The organism is Arthrobacter gyeryongensis (assembly GCF_039543785.1).
GTDB lineage: Bacteria > Actinomycetota > Actinomycetes > Actinomycetales > Micrococcaceae > Arthrobacter > Arthrobacter gyeryongensis.
The window spans coordinates 93,393-113,549 of the sequence record NZ_BAABKK010000017.1 but is presented as its reverse complement, the minus strand read 5'-3'; the positions used below and the strand labels follow the sequence as shown (position 1 = coordinate 113,549).

Sequence of the window (20,157 nt, the reverse complement as noted above, 5' to 3'; positions counted from 1 at the left end):
TCACATCTATCTCAGGAACTCTCGGCTGTGGTAGCTTCGTCTACGACCACACGGGGGCCCTTGCAAGGGCTGAGATCAGGCTGACGCAGCCTGCGACCGTTGAACCTGTCCGGGTAATGCCGGCGAAGGAAGTGAGTAATCCTTTGAGCACCAAAGAAGCACAGCTGAGCCCTATCCAAAACGGATCGGGCCAAGAAGTGACACAATCCCTCAAGTCGCATTCCCTCACGTTCCGCGAGGATGCCGAGACGGGAATCCGGGTTCCGGTGACTGAAATCGCCCTGGAGCCGTCCCCCAACGGCGAGGCCAACACGCCTTTCCAGGTGTACCGCACCGCAGGGCCCGGGAGTGATCCCGTGGTGGGCCTCGAGCCGTTCCGGAGCGAGTGGATCGAAGCCCGTGGCGATACCGAGGCCTACAGCGGCCGCGAACGGAACTTGCTCGACGACGGCAAGTCGGCCGTGCGCCGCGGCGCCGCCTCAGCAGAGTGGAAGGGCGCACAGCCGGTGCCCCGCCGCGCCGTCGACGGCAAGACCGTGACACAGATGCACTACGCCAAGCAGGGCATCGTGACGCCCGAAATGCAGTTCGTTGCACTTCGCGAAAACTGCGATGTGGAACTCGTCCGCAGCGAGGTCGCCGCCGGCCGGGCGATCATCCCCAACAACATCAACCACCCCGAATCCGAACCGATGATCATCGGCAAGGCGTTCCTCGTGAAGATCAATGCCAATATCGGCAACTCGGCTGTCACCAGTTCCATCGCCGAAGAAGTGGACAAGTTGCAGTGGGCAACGCAATGGGGCGCCGACACGGTGATGGACCTGTCCACGGGCGACGACATCCACACCACCCGCGAATGGATCATCCGCAACTCCCCCGTGCCGATCGGCACCGTGCCCATCTACCAGGCCCTCGAGAAGGTCAACGGCGAAGCCAACAAGCTCAATTGGGAGATCTTCCGCGACACCGTCATTGAACAGTGCGAGCAGGGCGTGGACTACATGACCATCCACGCTGGCGTGTTGCTGCGGTACGTGCCACTCACCGCGAACCGCGTGACGGGTATCGTTTCCCGTGGCGGCTCCATCATGGCCGGCTGGTGCCTGGCGCACCACGAGGAAAACTTCCTCTACACCCACTTCGACGAACTCTGCGAAATCTTCGCCAAGTACGACGTCGCGTTCTCGCTTGGTGACGGCTTGCGTCCGGGAGCGACGGCGGACGCCAACGACGCCGCGCAGTTCGCCGAGCTCGACACGCTCGCCGAGCTCACGAAGCGGGCGTGGAAGTACGACGTGCAGGTCATGGTGGAGGGCCCCGGGCACATCCCGTTCCACCTCGTCCGCGAGAACGTCGAGCGGCAGCAGGAGCTGTGCGACGGCGCACCGTTCTACACCCTCGGCCCGCTCGTGACCGACGTTGCTCCGGGCTACGACCACATCACCTCGGCTATCGGCGCCACGGAGATCGCGCGCTACGGAACCGCGATGCTCTGCTACGTCACCCCGAAGGAACACTTGGGCCTGCCAAACAAGGACGACGTCAAGACAGGCGTGATCACCTACAAAATCGCCGCCCACGCAGCTGACCTTGCGAAGGGACACCCCGGCGCCCACGAACGCGACGATGCCCTGTCCAAGGCCCGCTTCGAGTTCCGCTGGCGTGACCAGTTTGCGCTGTCGTTGGATCCGGTCACGGCCGAAGCGTTCCACGACGAGACTCTCCCGGCGGAACCGGCCAAGACGGCGCATTTCTGCTCCATGTGCGGACCGAAATTCTGCTCCATGCGCATCAGCCAGGACATACGCGATGAATACGGCTCAGCGGATTCCCAGGCGGCCATCGCGGAAATGTACAGCGGGATGCGCGAAAAGAGCGAGGAATTCCTGGCATCCGGCGGCAAGGTCTACTTGCCCGAGCTCGAGGTTCCCGCAGGAAAGCGTTGAGCGACGTCGGGAAGCCGGAACTGATCAGGAAGCTTGCACTGATCCGGCGCGGCTGACATCCGCGATGAAGGACCGGATCATCCGGTCTCCTTCAACTGAATCATGAGGCCGGTGTCCTCCAGCCGCAACGCGGTGGAGGGCACCGGTTTCCTGCAAGTAGCCGGCGATCTCTTCATAAAGGGGTTCCCAACCACCGGTCAGGACAAGCGTGGGAACGCCCGGCACGATGTGCAGGGGCGCTTCCCACGGCGGAGCCTGGAGCCGCAGGCGTCGCGCGGTACGCCGGGCCTCCGGGGTACTGAGAACGGCCGCCTCAGAGGAAAACGCCCTGCGGACGAATTCGCGTTGGTAATCGTCATCGCTGAGTTCGTGCCGGATCCGGAACAACGGCTCCATGAGTGCCCGGTAAGCCGCGGTGGCGGGTAACTCAGCCGTCAATGAAAGACAAGCCGGTTCCACCAGCACGAGGGACCGGACCAGGTCCGGCCGCTCCACCGCGGCCAACATGGCTGAAATCGCGCCTTGGGAGTGCGCTACGATATGGCCTCCACGTGCGGGGCCGGAACCTGACGCGGCCTCCCGCCCTCCGAGGCACTCCAGGATAATGTCCACGTCGGCGGCAACATCGGATTCCAAAGGCTCGGCCTGCGCATCAAAGCCGTGGCGTTTCAGGAACAGTGCATCGTACGCCAGCGCCATGCCGTGCTGTTTCGGCCACGCGGCAGCGCCGAATGTGCCTGCTCCATGGACGAACACAACGCGCTGCTTTTGCATTCCCCCAGCCTATGGCACAGGGCTGACAACCCCCGGCGGGAGGGCTACTTGCCGCCGAGGAACTTGTCGAAGCCCTTGGGCAGGTTCAGCTGCGAGGGATCGAAATCGCCGGAGGGCTGGCCGAATGACGCGCCGGTGCGAACGGCGTTCGCCCGCTTGTTCTCGGCGTCGCGCAATTCCTGTGCCGCCTTGGCGGGGTTTCCCGAACGGGCCTTCTTCTTGGGCGCGTTCTTGCTTGCCTTGCGGGAACCGCCACCGAGTCCGGGCATGCCAGGCATCCCGGGCATGCCGCCGCCCTGAGCCAGTTTCTTCATCATCTTCTGGGCCTGCGCGAAACGCTCCAGGAGGCCGTTGACCTCGGAGACGTGCACACCGGAACCACGCGCGATGCGGGCACGACGGGAACCGTTGATGATCTTCGGAGCCAAACGCTCATGCGGGGTCATGGAGCGGACAATTGCCTCCACGCGATCGATTTCACGCTCGTCGAACTGCTCCAGCTGCTGGCGGATGTTCTGCGCACCCGGCATCATCATGAGCATCTTCTTCATGGAGCCCATGTTGCGGATCTGCTGCATCTGGGCGAGGAAGTCGTCCAGGGTGAAGTCTTCCTGGTCGGCGAACTTCTTCGCCATCCGGGCCGCTTCATCCTTGTCCCAGTTCTTCTCGGCCTGTTCGATCAGGGTGAGAACGTCACCCATATCGAGGATGCGGGAAGCCATGCGGTCCGGGTGGAACAGTTCGAAGTCGTCGAGGCCTTCGCCGGTGGACGCGAACATGACCGGCTTTCCGGTGACCGACGCTACCGAGAGGGCGGCACCACCGCGCGCGTCGCCGTCGAGCTTTGACAGTACGACACCCGTGAAGTTGACGCCTTCATCGAAGGCAACCGCCGTGTTGACGGCGTCCTGGCCGATCATGGAGTCGATCACGAACAGCACTTCGTTCGGGATGATCGCCTGGCGGATGCGGCGCGCCTGGTCCATCATTTCGGCGTCGACGCCTAGGCGTCCCGCGGTGTCGACAATCACGACGTCGTGCAGCTTCTGGCGGGCCTCGTCGACGCCGGAGCGTGCGACGGCGACCGGGTCGCCGGTGGGAACATCCAGATCCGAGGTGGTGCCCGGGTGCGGAGCGAAGACGGGAACACCGGCGCGTTCGCCGACAATCTGGAGCTGGGTCACGGCGTTGGGACGCTGGAGGTCGGCCGCAACGAGCACAGGGCTGTGGCCCTGGGCCTTGAGCCACTTGGCAAGCTTGCCCGCGAGGGTGGTCTTACCCGCACCCTGCAAGCCGGCGAGCATGATGATGGTGGGGCCGGTCTTCGCCAAGCGGATGCGACGGGTCTCGCCGCCCAGGATCTCCTGGAGCTCCTCGTTGACGATCTTGACGATCTGCTGGCTCGGGTTCAGGGCCGCGGAAACCTCGGCGCCCAGGGCGCGTTCACGGATGCGGGCTGTGAACTCGCGGACCACGGGAACGGCAACGTCGGCGTCCAAGAGGGCACGCCGGATCTCCCGGACGGTGGCGTCGACGTCGGCCTCGGTGAGGCGGCCCTTGCCACGGAGATTCTTGAAGGTTGCTGTCAACCGGTCAGAGAGTGAATTGAACACGCGCCGTGCACTTCTTTCAATGGTCTACGAATGGCGGCCGTTCCGACGCACCAATATCTTGACGATTCCTGCCCCAAACAAATCTGACTCAACTGAGGGACTCGACTATCTAGGGTACCAAGACGCGCCTGCAAGATGGCATGCTGGCACAGTGACCAGCAAAACAACAGTAAATACGTTGCTCATCCTAGGCGCCTCCGGAGATCTGACGGGCCGATTGCTGTTGCCGGGCCTTGCCAGGCTCGTGGCCGGCGGCCTCGCAGACGGGCTGAAGCTTGTCGGAGCCGGCTCCGATCCGTGGACGCCCCAGCAATGGAGCCAACGCGTCAGTGGTGCGTTCGAGGAGGCCGCCAATGGCGCAGGCGCCGCGGGCAAGAAAGCAATCGCTGCCCTGGAGAAAAGCACTGAGTACCACCAACTGGATGTCACGGCGGATGGCCAGCTCGCGAAGCTCCTGGCCGGGCTTGAAGCACCAATCGCCGTCTATTTCGCATTGCCCCCGCACATCAGCCAGAAGGCCTGCGAGGTCCTCACAGCCCAGGACCTTCCTCCCGAAACAAGCTTGGTGCTGGAGAAACCCTTCGGATCCAGCTCCGAATCCGCCCGGGACCTCAACAAGACGCTCGCCGCTTTGGTCCCGGAGGACCACATCCATCGCGTGGACCACTTCCTGGGCAAGGCCACCGTTTTCAACATCCTGGGCTTGCGCTTCGCCAACAGGTTCCTGGAGCCTGTGTGGAACCGGGACCACATCGAGAAGGTGGAGATCATCTTCGACGAAGACCTCGCACTCGAAGGGCGTGCCCGCTACTACGACGGAGCCGGCGCCCTCAAGGACATGATCCAGAGCCATTTGCTCCACATCATGGCATTGCTTGCCATCGATGCCCCTTCAAGCATCGGCGAGCGCGACCTCCGCGACGCGATTTCAACGGTGCTGCGTGCGAGCAGCATCACCGCACCGTACAAGAAGTCCACCCGTCGGGCGCGCTACACAGCCGGCCGGATCGGCGACCGGGACGTGCCGGACTATGTGGCAGAAGCGGGCGTGGACCCGGCCCGGGAGACCGAGACGCTCGCAGAAGTCGAAGTGGAAATAGACACATGGCGCTGGAAAGGCGTCCCCTTCATCCTGCGGTCTGGAAAGGCGTTGGGTGCCGCGCGGAAGGAGGCGATCGTCACCTTCCGTCCTGTCCCGCACCTGCCGACCGGATTCGAGGGCGTGGACTCCCCTAACCAGCTACGCATCGGCTTCGGTCCTGACACCCTGCAGCTCGATGTCGAAGTCAATGGTCCCGGAAACATCTTCACGCTGAATCGTGTGACTCTCAACGCGGAATTGAATGCGTCCGATCTGCTGCCCTACGGAGAAGTGCTGGAGGGCGTCATTACCGGCGATCCCCTGCTTTCAGTCCGCGGCGACACCGCCGTTGACTGCTGGCGGATCATCGAGCCGGTGATCAAGGCCTGGGCCAAGGATTCCGTGCCGCTCGAAAAGTACGACGCCGGCGGACCCGGTCCCGTGGACTGGCCAACCGCCGTCGGGAACTAACCAGGCGGCCACGCTCCTTCGGAAGCGCACGCGCAAAGAGGGGCCGGGTACCTTTCCAGGTATCCGGCCCCTCTTTGCGTTGGTAGCTTAGATGGCCGCTGCGCCTCGCTCGCCCGTGCGGACACGGACAGCTTCGTAGACGTCTACCGTCCAGACTTTGCCGTCACCGGCACGGCCGGTGTTGGAGGAAGCAATCAGGACATCGAGGATGTCGTCTGCCTGCTCATCCGTCGCCAGGACCTCCACGCGGATCTTGGGAAGCAGATCCACGTTGTACTCAGCCCCGCGGTACACCTCCGTGTAACCGCGCTGCCGGCCGTAGCCGCTGGCCGCGCTGACCGTCAGTCCCTGTACCCCGTATGCTTCGAGCCCCTCGCGGATGGCGTCGAGCTTCTCCGGGCGGACGATCGCCGTGATGAGTTTCATGCCTGGACACTCTCCTTGCCTGATACGGATGCTTCGTCGGTTGCTTCGGACGATACCTTGCCGGTGATGAGGTCGTGAAGGGGCTGGAAGCTTCCGCCGTGGCCTCCGACGCCGAACTCGTATGCCGTTTCGGCGTGCAGGCTGAGGTCTGCACCGGCGATCTCCTGGCGTTCGGAGATGCGGAAGCCCATGAGCTTGTGGATCGGGTAGGCGATGATGAACGTCATGACGCCTGTGAAGACGATCGAGCAGAGTGCCGCGAGCGATTGTGCAACGAGCTGGGTCGTACCTCCGCCGTAGAACAGGCCTGCGGGACCCTGGGTCGGAGTGGCGAGGAAGCCGATAGCTACGGTACCGATGATGCCGGACACGAGGTGGACGCCGACGACATCCAGGGAGTCGTCGTAGCCGAGCTTGAACTTGAGGCCGACCGCGAGGGCCGAGGCAACGCCGGCGGCAACACCGAGGGCGATGGCGCCGAGCGGGGAAACGTTGGCACAAGCCGGGGTGATGGCAACCAGGCCGGCGACGACTCCGGATGCCGCACCGAGCGAGGTGGGGTGGCCGTCACGGATGCGTTCCACGATAAGCCAGCCGAGCATGGCGGCTGCCGGGGCGACGAGAGTGTTGATCCAGATCAGGCCAGCCTGCTGCACGTTGGCCGCAGCACCGGCGTTGAACCCGAACCAACCGAACCAGAGGATGGCTGCGCCGAGCATGACCAAGGGCACGTTGTGCGGGCGGTGGTTCGGGTCCTTGCCGAAGCCTTTGCGGTTGCCGATGATCAGGACGAGGATCAGGCCTGCCACACCGGCATTGATGTGCACCACGGTGCCGCCGGCGAAGTCGATGACGGGAGCGAAGGTCTGGCCGAACCAGCCGGTTGCCGAGAAGAGGCCGCCGCCCCAGACCATGTAGGCCAGGGGTGCGTAGACGAGGGTGGCCCAGATCGGGGTGAACAACGTCCAGGCCGAGAACTTGGCGCGGTCCGCGATGGCACCGGAGATGAGGGCGACGGTGATGATCGCGAAGGTTGCGGCGTATCCGACGTGGAGGAGGTCCGCCGGATCGGTGAAGTTGTGCAAGCCGAAGTGGCTGAACGGGTTCGCAAAGAGCTCGAAGAAGTTGTCCGTGTTGCTCGTGGACATCGACGCGCCCCATAGAACCCATACGAGGGTCACTGTGCCGATGGCGATGAAGCTCATCATCATCATGTTCAAGGCGGCCTTGGCACGGGTCATGCCGCCATAGAAGAATGCCAGGCCCGGGGTCATGAACAGCACGAAGGCTGATGCGACCAGGAGCCAAACGAGACCGGCGGTGAAGTCCATGTCTGCGTCCTCTCTGCTTTTAGATGCGGGCTGAGCCGCCTGTCCCAACGCATTTGCGTTCTATGTAAGAGTTTTGCGGGCCCGTGTTTCACCTGCGAAGGTTTTAGATTGCGGGGCTGTTACAAGAACTTCTCGAACGTAAATGGTGCATATCACCCTTGTTACGGATATGTTTCGTCAGTTCCACTTTCCCCGCGTTCGTTCTACCCAGAGGACCCCGACACCATGACCGCAAGCCCCGAATCCCGCGCCAATCAAGGAGCGAGGGCCGCGAAGGCTGCAATGCCGCGGGACATCAAGGTGATGTTGGCGGCGGCGTTCCTGATTGCACTGGGTTTTGGCCTAGTCGCACCCGTGCTCCCCCAGTTCGCCACGACGTTCGACGTCGGGGCGACGGCAGCCGCGGTGATCGTGAGCATTTTCGCCTTCATGCGCTTGGTGTTCGCTCCGGCCGGGGGCGCCCTGATGGGCCGCTTCGGCGAACGTCCGGTGTACATCGCAGGGTTGCTGATTGTGGCGGCGTCGACGGCGGCCTGTGCCTTCGCCCAGAACTACTGGCAGTTGCTGGTCTTCCGGGGCCTTGGCGGAGCCGGTTCCGTGATGTTCACCGTCGCGGCGATGGGCCTGTTGATCAGGCTCGCCCCTCCGGAAAGTCGTGGACGGGTCTCCGGCGCGTACGCCTCTGCCTTCCTGATCGGCAGCGTCCTGGGGCCCGTGGTTGGCGGGTTGCTGGCCGGCTTCGGCCTGCGCGTCCCGTTCCTCGCCTACGCGGCGGCCCTGGTCCTTGCTGCCCTGGTTGTACGCACGCAGCTGACGGGCAGTTCAGGTGCAGCGAAGCAAGGCGGCGCGGCGGGGCCGGCGATGCGCATGAAGGAGGCCCTGGGCGATTCTGCCTACCGGGCCGCCCTGTTCTCCAGTTTCAGCAACGGCTGGGCGACCTTCGGCGTGCGCATGGCCACCGTGCCACTTTTCGCAGTGGTCGTGTTGGCCGGAGGATCGGCCTCGGCGGGGTGGGCGCTGGCGGTGTTTGCAGGGGGAAACGCGCTGGCGCTGACCTTCTCCGGCCGTATGGCTGACAGTTTCGGCCGCAAGCCCATGATGCTGCTGGGCTTGCTCGTCACCGGCCTGGCCACCGCCACCATCGGGTTGACCGGCAATCTACCCGCGTTCTTCGCGGCGTCTGCCGCGGCCGGCTTCGGCTCCGGCTTGCTGAACCCCGCCCAGCAGGCCGCCGTCGGGGACATCATCGGTCGTGGCCGCTCCGGCGGCAAGGTGCTGGCGGTCTTCCAGATGGCCTCCGACGCCGGAGCCATCGTCGGTCCGGTCCTGGTGGGCCTCCTGGCCGATGGGCTTGGCTACGGTTGGGCCTTCGGCGCAACGGGCGGCATCCTCCTGCTCGCCACGGTCGGCTGGTCCATGGCACGCGAGCCGATGCAGCGCGTCCCCGAAAGCGTCGACTGACCCAGCTGGACGCGGCTAGTTGAGCAGGGCGTCGACGAATGCTTCGGCCTCGAACGGCGCGAGGTCGTCCGGGCCTTCGCCGAGGCCAACAAGCTTGACCGGTACGCCGAGGGCCTTTTGGATCGCGACGACGATCCCGCCCTTCGCGGTCCCGTCCAGCTTCGTGAGCACGATTCCCGTGATGTTGACTACCTCGGAGAACACCTTGGCCTGGTTCAGGCCGTTCTGGCCGGTGGTCGCGTCCAGTACCAGCAGGACTTCGTCCACCTCGGCCAGCTTCTCGATGACGCGCTTGACCTTGCTGAGCTCGTCCATGAGGCCCACCTTGTTTTGCAGGCGACCGGCAGTGTCGATCATGACGACATCCACTTCCTGCTCAATGCCGGCCTTGACTGCCTCATAGGCGACCGAAGCGGGGTCCGCACCGACGACGTGCGACCTGACGGTTGCGACGCCGACACGCTGGCCCCATGTGGCGAGCTGCTCGGCGGCCGCCGCACGGAAGGTGTCGGCCGCGCCCAGCAGGACGTCCTTGTCTTCGGCGACGAGAACGCGCGCGAGCTTGCCGACCGTGGTGGTCTTACCGACCCCGTTGACGCCGACGACGATCATGATGGCCGGGTGGGCTCCCTTGCGTTCCACGTTCAGGCTGCGGTCCATCGTCGGGTCCACGAGCTTGATGAGTTCCTCGCGCAGGAGTGCCTTGACGTCCTCTGGACTGCGGGTGCCTTGAACTTTTACCCGTGCACGCAGGGCATCGACCAGTTGCATGGTGGGCTCGGTGCCGAGGTCGGCAAGGAGCAGTGTTTCTTCGACTTCGTCCCAGACGTTTTCGTCGATCTTGTCGCTCGAAAGCAGGGCCAGGAGCCCCTTGCCGAGAATGCTGTTGGATTTGACCAGTCGCGCCCGAAGCCGGTTGAGGCGGCCCTCGACAGGCGCAGGGGTCTCCACCTGGATGAGTTCCAGGCCCGCGGCGTCATCCGGAACGTCGGTCTCCGGTACAGCGAGGTCGGCGGGTTCGACGACGGGTCCCGGCGCCGTGCGATCCGGCGCGGTCCCGGGGGCGTCGTCGACGATCGTTCCGCCGCCTGCCGGCGCCTTGTCAGCGGGGTCGTTGGCGTCGCGCGTTCCGGCGTAAGTCGAGGAGGACTTCCGCGCCTTGAGCAGGACAGGAATCAGCCCTCCGACCACCACGATGGCAGCGACAATGGACAAAATAATGGGGAGGAGATCGTTCACTCCCCTAGCTTCTCACAAAGCTAGACCTCGGCACCGAGCCTCTGGCTGATGACGGTGGACACGCCATCCCCCCGCATTGTCACTCCGTAGAGGGCGTCCGCGACTTCCATGGTCCGCTTCTGGTGCGTAATGACAATCAGCTGGCTGGACTCGCGCAGCTCTTCGAAAATCGTGATGAGCCTACCCAGGTTCGTATCGTCCAGCGCGGCTTCCACTTCGTCCATGACATAGAACGGCGAAGGCCGCGCCTTGAAGATCGCCACGAGCAACGCGACAGCCGTCAGCGATCGTTCGCCACCGGAAAGCAAAGACAACCGCTTGATCTTCTTGCCGGCAGGCCTTGCCTCCACCTCGATGCCGGTGGTCAGCATGTCATCGGGATCCGTCAGCACCAATTTGCCTTCCCCGCCCGGGAAGAGCCGCGCAAAGACGTGGTCAAACTGCTTGGATGTATCGGCGAAGGCTTCAGCAAAGACCTGCTGGACGCGGTTGTCCACTTCCTTGATGATGTCCAGAAGGTCTTTGCGACTGGATTTGAGGTCTTCCAGTTGCGTGCTCAGGAATTGGTGGCGTTCCTCAAGTGCGGCAAATTCCTCCAGCGCCAAGGGGTTCACTTTGCCAAGGGCGGCGAGGTCCCGTTCAGCCTTGCGGAGCCGTTTCTCCTGCTCGGCGCGGACGAAAGGAACACCATCGACGACGGCGTTTCCGTCTTCGTCCACGGGTGCGCGGAGTTCGGCCCACTTGTCCACGGTCGCGGCGGGCACGGGAACGGGCTGCTCCGGACCGAAGTCGGCCACGAGTTGTTCCGCTGATAGGCCCAGCTCCTCGATGGAGCGGGTTTCCAACGCTTCGATCCTGAGCCTTTGCTGGGCTCGGGCGAGTTCGTCGCGGTGGACCGAATCCGTCAGTCCCGCCAGCTCCTGGGCCAGCTTCTCGTTACTGCTCCGGACATCAGCGAGTTCCTTCTCGCGCTGCTCCCGCACTGCCTCGGCGAGATCGCGGGCGCGGGCGGCCAGGTCCACTGAAACGTCAACGAAACGTACGGTCTGTTCGACGGCGGAAGCAACGGCCGAGGCCCGCTCGGCTTGCGCTTTGCGTCGCAAGGCCCGGCGCGCGGCTTCCTCACGTGCCCGCCGTTCGCTCGCGGCGGCCCGTTCCAGGGAAGCGGCCCGGTTGCTGGTCGCGGCGAGCTGCTCCTCGGCACTCCGCAAGCCCAGCCTGACCTCCATCTCACGGGACCGGGCTTCGCTGGCAGCCCTGGCCAAGGCATCGCGTTGCTCCGTGGAAGGCTCTTCCTCCTGGGGGGCTTCTTCTGCCGCGGCCAACCGTTCCGCCGCAAGCTCAAGTGATTCCTCTGCCACGGCGACGTTCAGTTCGGCTTTGGCCAGGGACTCTGCCATTCGATCCCGTTCCGCGACGGCGCTGCGCAACTGGGAATTCAGGTGGCCAAGCCGTTCAGCGACGGCGGCCAGGCGGGCATCCGAGTCGTGGAGTTTGTCCAGCGCGGCGTTCGCACGTTCCTGGGCATCGGCCCGGCGCGCTTCGGCTCCAGCAAGGGCGAACTTTCCCCGCTCAAGACGCGTCGTGAGCTCCAGGAGCCGGGTGTCGGCGTCGTCCACTGCGGCTTGGACTTCAAGAAGCGACGGCGCCGTCGCCGATCCGCCCTCCACCGTCAGGGCCCTGAAGACGTCGCCTTCGAGGGTCACCGCGGTAAGCTCCGGGTTGCCGGCAATGAGGCTTGCCGCCGCGTGCAAGTCGTCGACGACGGCGGTGGACGCCAGAAGGGACCTTGCGCCGCTCGCTTCGGGGGCGTCAGTCGCCACCAACCCGGCGGCCCAGCGCGCACCGTCAGGCAGCATCGGCAATTCCCGCAGGCCAGGCTCGGGATCCGCTGAGGGTGCAGCGCCTGCCACCAATAGCGAGGCGCGTCCGGCGTCGGCGTCCTTCAACAGTTGCATCGCGGCGACGGCCCCCGCGCTGTCTGCCACCACGACGGCGTCGGAAGCAGTGCCAAGTGCTGCGGCCACGGCCGTCTCATACCCCGGCTCCACCGTCAGGAGGGAAGCAAGCGAACCCAGGACTTCCGGGTGGTCCGAAGACAGAAGCCGCGAAGAGCCATCCTTGCGGTTGAGTCCGAGCTGCAAAGCATCACGGCGGGCGGTGAGCGAATCGCGTTGGCGAATTTCATCGCGTTCGGCAGCTTTCAACGCTTCAATCTCGGCGTTGATCTCGTCAAGAAGGGTGCTGGCGTCTTCGTATTCGGCGTCGAGGCTTTCTTCGCCGTCTTCAACGCCGGCCACTTGTGACTCGAGGGCCGTAAACTCACTTTGCGCGTGGCGACGGCGTTCCTCGCCGGCTGCCAGCGATTCCCTGAGCCGGCCCCTCTCGGCCTCGGCGGCCTCGGCCCGCGATCGTGCGGCGGCCAACTGACCTACGAGTTTCGCGAGGCCTTCACGGCGATCGGCCGCTGCCCGCAACACGGCCGTCAGGCGCTTGTCCTCTGCCGCGGCAAGGTTCTCGGCTTCCTGTTTGGCTGCCGTAGCCTCGAGCAGGGCTGCTTGCTTCGCCAGGATGTCGTGCTCCAGCTCCGACTGTTCCTGCCGGACCCGGGCGGCCTGGCGGTCCAGGTGGTCCGGGTCGCGGCCCGAATCCGGGGCAGCATCGGAGGCACCGAGGAGGCGGCGGCGCTCGGTTGCAAGCGATCCCAGGGCGCGGAGCCGGTCCCTGGTTGCCGACAACTGGTACCAGTTGTCCCTGGCCGCATTGAGTCTGGGCGTGGCCTCAGCCGCGAGTTGCTCAAGGCGGATCTGGCGTTGACGGCCTGCCCCAAGCTCCGCTTCGACTACCTCGCGGCGCTCCTTCAACGCGGCTTCGTCGGCGACGTCCTTCTCCAACGTCCGGGTGAGCTGGACGAGATCATCGGCCAAGAGCCTGGACTTGGCGTCGCGGACGTCGAACTGCACGGTTTGGGCGCGGCGGGCAACTTCGGCCTGTTTGCCGAGCGGCGTAAGTTGACGGCGGATTTCCGCCGTGAGGTCACCAAGGCGTTGCAGGTTCGCCTGCATGGCTTCCAGCTTGCGGACGGTCTTTTCCTTGCGACGCCGGTGCTTGAGGATTCCTGCGGCTTCTTCGATGAATCCCCTGCGGTCCTCGGGGGTGGCGTGCAGGACACGGTCCAACTGCCCTTGCCCCACGATCACGTGCATCTCCCGACCAAGACCTGAATCCGAGAGCAGTTCCTGGATGTCCAGGAGACGGCATGGCGAGCCGTTGATCGCGTACTCGGATCCTCCGGTCCGGAACAATGTGCGCGAAATGGTGACTTCGCTGTATTCGATCGGCAGGGCGCCGTCGGCATTGTCGATCGTCAGGGCAACGTGAGCGCGGCCAAGAGGGGGCCGCCCCGACGTGCCGGCGAAGATGACGTCTTCCATTTTGCCGCCGCGCAGGGTCTTGGCACCTTGTTCGCCCATGACCCAGGCCAGCGCGTCAACCACATTGGACTTGCCCGAACCGTTGGGGCCGACAACGGCGGTGACACCCGGCTCGAAGTCGAACGTCGTGGCCGACGCGAACGACTTGAATCCCCGGACAGTCAAACTTTTCAGATGCAAGGTGTTTCGGATCTCCTGAGTGGCTGAATTCCCGTTCTCAATCTACTGCCCGACGGCGGAAATGCCCGGATTTGCCGGGCAAACCGGCGAATCCGTGCTACCAGCGGCCGTTGCGCGGCTTCGGCTGGCAGATCGGGCAAGTGTACGAGGAGCGGTTCATGAATTGCTCCCGTTTAATCACACCGGGAAGTCCAACGGCGGAACAACGCCTGCACGGCTCGCCCTCCCGGCCGTAGGCATCCAAGGACCGCGCGAAGTATCCCGCCTACAACAGTAATTGACGTTTACCCTGATCCGGCCCGGCTTTACGTTCGCGCCACTCAACGACGACCGCGGGGTTGAGGAGTGCTGCGAGGCGAGCCTTCCGGTCCTCGGTGAACCGAGGAGCCGCCTCCCTGATCGCAGCGATGTGGTGGTCTGCCTATTCGGCCGAGAAGGCAGCGTCCAAATCCTCCAGCTTGATCGGGTGCTTCCGCACGCGGCGGCCGTCACGTCCGACCACGACGACCAGCTCGGACGGGAGCGGTTCCTTCTTGATGAGGTCGAGTCGAGACGAGACGGCCGCCAGGCCGGAGCCCTACGCGTCCCCGTCCAGGAGACGATGCGATTGGCTCACTGTCGCGCGAGCATTCTGCGGATACATGTGACCATGCACCGGCCAGATGGAGAAGCGGCTCTGCATCGGTTTCACGCTCAACAGCAGCGGGTGCGACTTCCCGATTGAGAGGTCCTCAGCCGCGACGCGTCCAAGTCCTGCCAAGAGGTCTGCGACCTGGACGCGTGGGTCCGCTTTTGAGTCCGCGAGGCCGATATCGGTGACGCCGACACCCGTTCCGGCCATGGACGCAGCGACCCGTTCTGGGTGCCGAAGGGCAGTGCGACCCGCTGGGTCCCGAAGGCGTCGGGGCCGGCGAAGAACACGATGGTGGCAGTGGATAGTGCCGCCCCATTCTCGTACATGTCGTCCCCGAGCGAGTGGGCCACTTCTTCGGCCTTCGAGTCGAACAGCTTCGAGACCGTGAAGAACTGCTTGTGTATGAAGACAAGCGAGCAACGATCCGCAGCTCAGAATGCTCGAGAAGCCGTTGCGCCACGGCCTGATGCTTGGGCTGCAGAAGAGTCTTCGACTTCAGCTCGTCGGTCCCGCTGCGCGTCTTCGCGCGGACCTCGTCCATCAGATCCTGCGCGGCTTCTGTGGAAATCGCGACGCTCGCGTGTACGAACACCGATGAGTTGCCGTTGAGATTGTCCTCGCCGTCATTGCCCGACTCGTCGCAGGCGATGACTAGAGATTCATCCATATTCCTTCGGATCAGTGTCTCGTCCTCGCCGTTCGTCGGTCATCTCGCTTCGACCGGAAAAGTCAGGGGCCGCGTCCGTAGGTGGGCTGAACACGGCCCAGTCTAATATGCCAGGGCGCGCACTATCGACGATCGTATAGAGCTGGCCACGTTCAGCGACAGTTTGAAGGCCTTAGACAAAGCCGCCGAGCCGCCCGGCGCGAATTCGGCGAAGGTTCCGAGGTCGTCCACGAACAGATCCGCTTCTAGGCCACGGAGCCAGGAGCTGGTCCTTGCTGGGCATGACGGAGTCCAGGTTAGGACCTTTGGCCGGGTTCACCCTTGCATGCCAAAGCCATGCGGGTTCTTGCAGGTAGATGGTTCGGTCTAGATCCTTGATTTCCGGTCTTCAGCACTCCTCGAACGGCGTCATTTTTCACGTCATCGATTGCATGGTTTGCATGCATCAGGTCCGAGCCGGGTCACGCCTCTTGGTACCTGCCGGAAATCTCGTCAGTGGTTTACGTGGGGTTTATGTAAGGCTCTTCGGCTACTCCACAGATGCGATCGTCGGCATCTCCCTTGTAAGGCCAGACGCTACATCTGAGAGGAACCAGCGATCCACTTTCGTAAGCGCGGAAAGCACTCGTTGGTCTCTGGCCATGCGCACGAGCGAGGACACTACGTCCTCAATGCTCTCTCCGCGCAATCCCAGGCTTGCGAGCTTCGCGCCTACGGGCATAGGCAGCCCGTAGTCCTCAAGTTCAGCGATGAACGCGGGAAGGTAGAGAGACTCAATCTCTCGAATGACGTACTCATAGTTGGATGCTCGTTCGTCTCGGTCCTGAGCGACTTCACGTTGGATCGAGCTTGCGGCGCGCAACATGGATGGGATCTTGAAGCCCATCCAGTTGCGCTGAAAGCTGAGCACATCATCGACTACGTTGCTGCGCGTCTGACCTGGGCGCATGTATGGCAACGCCGCATCAACCAGTGACCGCACATCGCCTCGAGCGGCCCTTGCCGCACCGAGCTTCGCAAGTATAGATTTAGCATTCTCTCCGCTTCGATCGCGTCCAATAATCAACTCGTCATACCCGAGCGAGACAACCGCCGCCAATTGCTCCCGGGTCGGGGTGCCGCTCCAAGACAGGTCCCGAAATTCGCCTGTTCCAGCCTCGCGCATGTGACGTGCGGCACCGATCTGAAGTAGCGGATCCAGACCTCGGTTCCGGCGGATCGTGTCGATCGAGAGAACGTCCTGCTCAAGGACATCGCGTAGTTTCTCGGCGGATTCCTCGGTCAGCTCAGACAGGTCGAGCTGGATCAAAGTTGCAAGGGACGCTGCTGGGGACTGTGATTCGATTGGAACATCGACTGTCGAGGTCTCCGGTTCAGGTTGATCGGCGTAGGAGACAACCCGGCCAACAAAGTGTTTGAGCATACGTCCGGCTCTGCCCCGGATGTTGGAGAAAGTGAAGAAGTCGATCGGCTTGCGATCGATCTTCTTGTCATAGATTACGACGTTCCTCGCTACTGTGTTCACACCCTCGATCAGTGTTGTGGTGCAAACAAGCCGATCGATCTTTTCCATCGCGAATAGGCGAACCATCGCTCGCTGCAAGCTTCGAGGCATCGGGCCGGTGTGTGTACCTACTCCTCCGCGTAGGGCCTTGACAACGAGCCATTCGGGGTCGTAATGCTCTGCGATCCAGTCGGCGATATCGATCACGAGTGGGTCAGCAGCTCCTGTGGCGAGCTCGAATGCAACCTCATTCGCACGCCCCGGGCTGCTCACGAAGATCAGGCTCGGCCCATCGGCCTCTTCGTCTAGGAACCGCTTCATGTCAGAGAGTCGGTCTTCGATGTGGGATCTGTCCTCGACATCAACGACTACGGGATTGAAGTCCGATGTAATGAAAGATTCAGACAGCTCGCTGTCTGAATCGAACCCTAGAGCATCGATGTTGGGGCCAAGAAGGTAGTATTGGGCTCCGGTTTTGCGGAGGAGCCGCCAGGCGATGTTGAGGTTCGATCTCCTCTTGTCGTCAGTTTCACCGTCGCCGAGCTTGTAGAACTCGTCGATAATGAAGAAATCAACCTCGGGTATCGGGTCGAGCTCTAAGAAGCGTTCTTGAGTGAGCACATAAATGTTCTTGAGCGCAGGTTGTTGGCCGGGATGCGAGACAATGGTGTACCCCGTCTCGAGCGCGACGAGTCGACGTCGGGTCTCGTCGATGAGTGAAATCGTTGGGACGATAATGACGAAGTTCTCCCATTTTCCGGACAAGACCAAAGCGTCGACGATTGCGGATTTTCCGAAGGATGTTGGGGCTGACAGAATCACACTCTCGCCATCCATGAGGCGTTCGTAGATCTTTTGCTGCTCCGCGTGGAACGTGAACCCCTGCTTGCTTAAAGATCGGGGCGAGTGATAAGCAACCGTGAGGGCCTCTGCGTCACTAACTTCATCGAGGTTCGGGGACATGTAAGGGAAGAGACCCAATCGTGCCGCCAGTGAGTCGACGATTACATTCAGAGGGCCGGTGCCCGGATACTGATCCAGGAATCGGATGAAGCGGTCTCGGGCTTCCTGCTCGTTTTCGTCAGTTAACAGCAGGTTGGAAATATCGCGCAGCACAGCGAAGTCGTTGGTCGCCATTAGATCCCTTGCAGAGCTTTCAGTTTTGCGTGCATCAGTTCCACCAATCGTGCCTTTGACTTCAGCGGAAGGAGTATCAGACGAATCTCAACTTCTAGCGGTTTCGTCAGCCGTGACTCGAACCTCGACAGCGCGGCGGTTGTCTCATCAGCCATGGCAGCAATGTAGCCGTCGCCTACGACATCGTGACTGTCGACTGCATCGCTGTCATAGGTCAGGAAGACCGGCATGACGATCGAACTCGAGATATCGTCCAGACTTCGAGCGCGCGCGATCAGGGTTTTGAACTGCTGAGCGTGTGGCCAGGAGGCGTCCACCTTGCGAGTAATGAAGACAAACTCCTTGCGTAGAAAATCGATCGCCAAGTGTGCCTGGATGTCTTTTAGGACACTGTCCATAGCGCTATCAAGCGACGAATAGAACTTCGCTTCCCCTAGCCAGATCTTCATCTCTCCGTTACTGTCGGCTACGATATGGACACTGTCGAACCCCTTGACAACGTCGTTTGAAGAGTCTTCGTAGTAGATCTTGCTAACTGCCGGTTCTGCGCCGTAGAAATCCACGAGTGCGGAGTGCAGGAGAAGCTCACCGAATTCCCCACGTCGCCGATACTTATCAGTTGAGTACACGGATACCGCCGCATCCCTAATGGATTGCATGGCCGTACTGCTGGAAACGTTCTTCGCCTCCGTATAGGTGAGCGCGAAATCCAGAAGGTGGCGATCAAAAACGTCTTCGACGAGTTGACTTGCTCTCCAGATACCCAACTCGTAACCAGCGCATAAAGCGTTAGCGGCGACGGAATTGGGCACGAGTTCGACTCGAACCTGCAGTACCGGCATACTTTGTCTTCCTCGTCGACGTAACCACCCGGTCCCACAGTATCGGTGTCCGCCCCAGACGTCCGGGATTCGACGGCGACGAGTGTGCCAGAGTCGCTCCGAGGACTACCCGCTCGGCTCGGCGACAGGCTTGTCCGCAGACGCCTACCGACGGGCGTAGGTCGTATTGGTGATCGCATACCAGGCGTGTTCATAGCCTGGCGCGTCAGCAGAGTAGGGTAGCCTCCCTCTGCGAGATCCTTCATTCGTCATTTTGCCGACACTGCGTTGACACCCTCGGCAAGGCCTCGTCAGCAGCGTGACTTAGCGTCAGAGACCGCGCCGAACAGGGTAAATGCGAACGGATGAAAGCAATCTATAGAACAGCAAGTAGCATTCACGCCTTCTCCGCGGATTTGCGGGGCAAACCCGCGAATCCTTGCTACCAGCGGCCGTTGCGCGGCTTCGGCTGGCAGATCGGGCACGTGTACGAGGAGCGGTTCATGAATTGCTCGCGTTTGATCACGCCCGGAAGTCCAACGGCGGAACAACGCATGCACGGCTCGCCCTCCCGGCCGTAGGCATCCAAGGACCGCGCGAAGTATCCCGAAGCTCCGTTGACATTGACGTAGAGCGAATCAAAGCTCGTCCCACCGGCGGCGAGGGCGTCGCTCATGACTTCCTTCGCGGCGTCGACGAGCCTCACGGCATCGGCCCGCTTGAGGGTGTCTGTCGGCTTGGCATAGTGGAGCCTGGCCCGCCAGAGAGCTTCATCGGCGTAGATGTTGCCTATCCCGGAGATGACACCCTGATCCAACAGTGCGCGTTTCAGTCCGGTCTTGCGGGCTTTGACCTTGCGGTAGAACTCGTCAAAGGAAAAGTGCGCGTCCAGCGGATCGCGGGCGATGTGCGAGGCTTCTTCGGCAATTTCAGGAAGGGGCGTCTCGCCCTGGCCGCCGGGGCCGCCGTCGGACGTCGGTACAAGGGAAGTGACAAACAGTCCGCCGAAGATCCGCTGGTCCACAAACCGCAACTCCTCGGGCATGCCGTCCGAGCTGCTAAGACGGAGACGGACTTTGAGGTGCTTCTCATCGGGGACCGCAGGGTCCTGCATGAGGAGCTGCCCGCTCATACCGAGGTGCGCCATCAGCGCGACGCCGGGCGTCGTTTCGACGGACACTGCCCCGCCTGGCGGTTCGGCAGCGTTGCCCGCACTGCGGGGTTCCTCGGTTCGCAGGGGCATCCACAGGAACTTACCGCGGCGGACGACATCCAAAACCGTGGAGTTCTCAAGGTTGCCGATAAAGTCCTCTGTGCCCAAGGCGTGGCGGCGGATGGAACGGGGATCCAGGACCTCCACGGCCGTGATGGTCCGGCCGCGCACCCAACGTGCCAGGCCGCGGCGGACCACTTCGACTTCGGGCAGTTCCGGCAT

13 protein-coding genes, 1 pseudogene and 1 riboswitch are annotated in these 20,157 nt (G+C 62.8%); of the genes and pseudogenes, 3 read left to right on the top strand and 11 right to left on the bottom strand.

The annotated features are described in order from the left end of the window. Positions 1 to 40 precede the first annotated feature (40 nt). Positions 41 to 148: riboswitch (TPP riboswitch) on the top strand. Next, a complete protein-coding gene (gene thiC, locus ABEA18_RS13850) occupies positions 144 to 1,949 on the top strand; it encodes a phosphomethylpyrimidine synthase ThiC (RefSeq protein ID WP_345449957.1) in 1,806 nt (601 codons plus the stop codon). (Overlaps the previous riboswitch by 5 nt.) Positions 1,950 to 1,973: 24 nt before the next feature. Here the strand turns inward: thiC and ABEA18_RS13845 are convergent, their stop codons facing one another. Together ABEA18_RS13845 and ffh are read right to left on the bottom strand one after the other, a co-directional pair. Further along, on the bottom strand, positions 1,974 to 2,723 hold the full coding sequence (locus ABEA18_RS13845) for an alpha/beta fold hydrolase (RefSeq protein ID WP_345449956.1): 750 nt from the start codon (positions 2,721 to 2,723) through the stop codon (positions 1,974 to 1,976). A 44-nt stretch (positions 2,724 to 2,767) separates the two neighbouring features. Beyond that, the gene (gene ffh, locus ABEA18_RS13840) at positions 2,768 to 4,336 is read right to left on the bottom strand and encodes a signal recognition particle protein (protein ID WP_345449955.1); all 1,569 of its coding nucleotides are present in this window, start codon (positions 4,334 to 4,336) and stop codon (positions 2,768 to 2,770) included. A 151-nt stretch (positions 4,337 to 4,487) separates the two neighbouring features. Between ffh and ABEA18_RS13835 the strand changes: the two genes are divergently transcribed. After that, positions 4,488 to 5,888, top strand: a complete 1,401-nt coding sequence (locus ABEA18_RS13835) for a glucose-6-phosphate dehydrogenase (RefSeq protein WP_345449954.1) — start codon at positions 4,488 to 4,490, stop codon at positions 5,886 to 5,888. Between the two features lie 87 nt (positions 5,889 to 5,975). Here the strand turns inward: ABEA18_RS13835 and ABEA18_RS13830 are convergent, their stop codons facing one another. Together ABEA18_RS13830 and ABEA18_RS13825 are read right to left on the bottom strand one after the other, a co-directional pair. Then, the gene (locus ABEA18_RS13830) at positions 5,976 to 6,314 is read right to left on the bottom strand and encodes a P-II family nitrogen regulator (protein WP_028264639.1); all 339 of its coding nucleotides are present in this window, start codon (positions 6,312 to 6,314) and stop codon (positions 5,976 to 5,978) included. After that, on the bottom strand, positions 6,311 to 7,645 hold the full coding sequence (locus ABEA18_RS13825) for an ammonium transporter (protein ID WP_345449953.1): 1,335 nt from the start codon (positions 7,643 to 7,645) through the stop codon (positions 6,311 to 6,313). The genes ABEA18_RS13830 and ABEA18_RS13825 overlap by 4 nt, the downstream gene beginning before the upstream one ends. Before the next feature lie 225 nt (positions 7,646 to 7,870). On the opposite strand from ABEA18_RS13825, the gene ABEA18_RS13820 reads away from it, so the two are divergent. Beyond that, complete coding sequence (locus tag ABEA18_RS13820) at positions 7,871 to 9,106, top strand: MFS transporter (RefSeq protein ID WP_345449952.1); 1,236 nt, start codon at positions 7,871 to 7,873, stop codon at positions 9,104 to 9,106. A 15-nt stretch (positions 9,107 to 9,121) separates the two neighbouring features. On the opposite strand, the gene ftsY is transcribed toward ABEA18_RS13820, so the two are convergent. From ftsY to mutM, 7 genes and pseudogenes are all read right to left on the bottom strand, one after another. Continuing rightward, positions 9,122 to 10,345: a signal recognition particle-docking protein FtsY gene (ftsY, locus tag ABEA18_RS13815; RefSeq protein ID WP_345449951.1), complete on the bottom strand. Its 1,224-nt coding sequence runs from the start codon at positions 10,343 to 10,345 to the stop codon at positions 9,122 to 9,124. Between the two features lie 20 nt (positions 10,346 to 10,365). Beyond that, positions 10,366 to 13,959, bottom strand: coding sequence for a chromosome segregation protein SMC (smc, locus tag ABEA18_RS13810; RefSeq protein WP_345449950.1), 3,594 nt, complete (start codon positions 13,957 to 13,959; stop codon positions 10,366 to 10,368). A gap of 97 nt (positions 13,960 to 14,056) precedes the next feature. Continuing rightward, positions 14,057 to 14,224, bottom strand: a pseudogene (locus tag ABEA18_RS13805) (bifunctional DNA-formamidopyrimidine glycosylase/DNA-(apurinic or apyrimidinic site) lyase); the annotation flags it as partial. A 312-nt stretch (positions 14,225 to 14,536) separates the two neighbouring features. Beyond that, positions 14,537 to 14,800, bottom strand: coding sequence for a hypothetical protein (locus ABEA18_RS13800; protein ID WP_345449949.1), 264 nt, complete (start codon positions 14,798 to 14,800; stop codon positions 14,537 to 14,539). 989 nt (positions 14,801 to 15,789) lie between these two features. Beyond that, entirely contained in the window at positions 15,790 to 17,901 is a 2,112-nt protein-coding gene (locus tag ABEA18_RS13795; protein WP_345449948.1) for a DEAD/DEAH box helicase, read from the bottom strand. After that, entirely contained in the window at positions 17,901 to 18,743 is an 843-nt protein-coding gene (locus tag ABEA18_RS13790) for a HamA C-terminal domain-containing protein (RefSeq protein ID WP_345449947.1), read from the bottom strand. Before ABEA18_RS13790 ends, ABEA18_RS13795 begins: the two co-directional genes overlap by 1 nt. A gap of 421 nt (positions 18,744 to 19,164) precedes the next feature. Continuing rightward, on the bottom strand, positions 19,165 to 20,157 hold the full coding sequence (gene mutM / locus ABEA18_RS13785) for a bifunctional DNA-formamidopyrimidine glycosylase/DNA-(apurinic or apyrimidinic site) lyase (protein ID WP_345449946.1): 993 nt from the start codon (positions 20,155 to 20,157) through the stop codon (positions 19,165 to 19,167).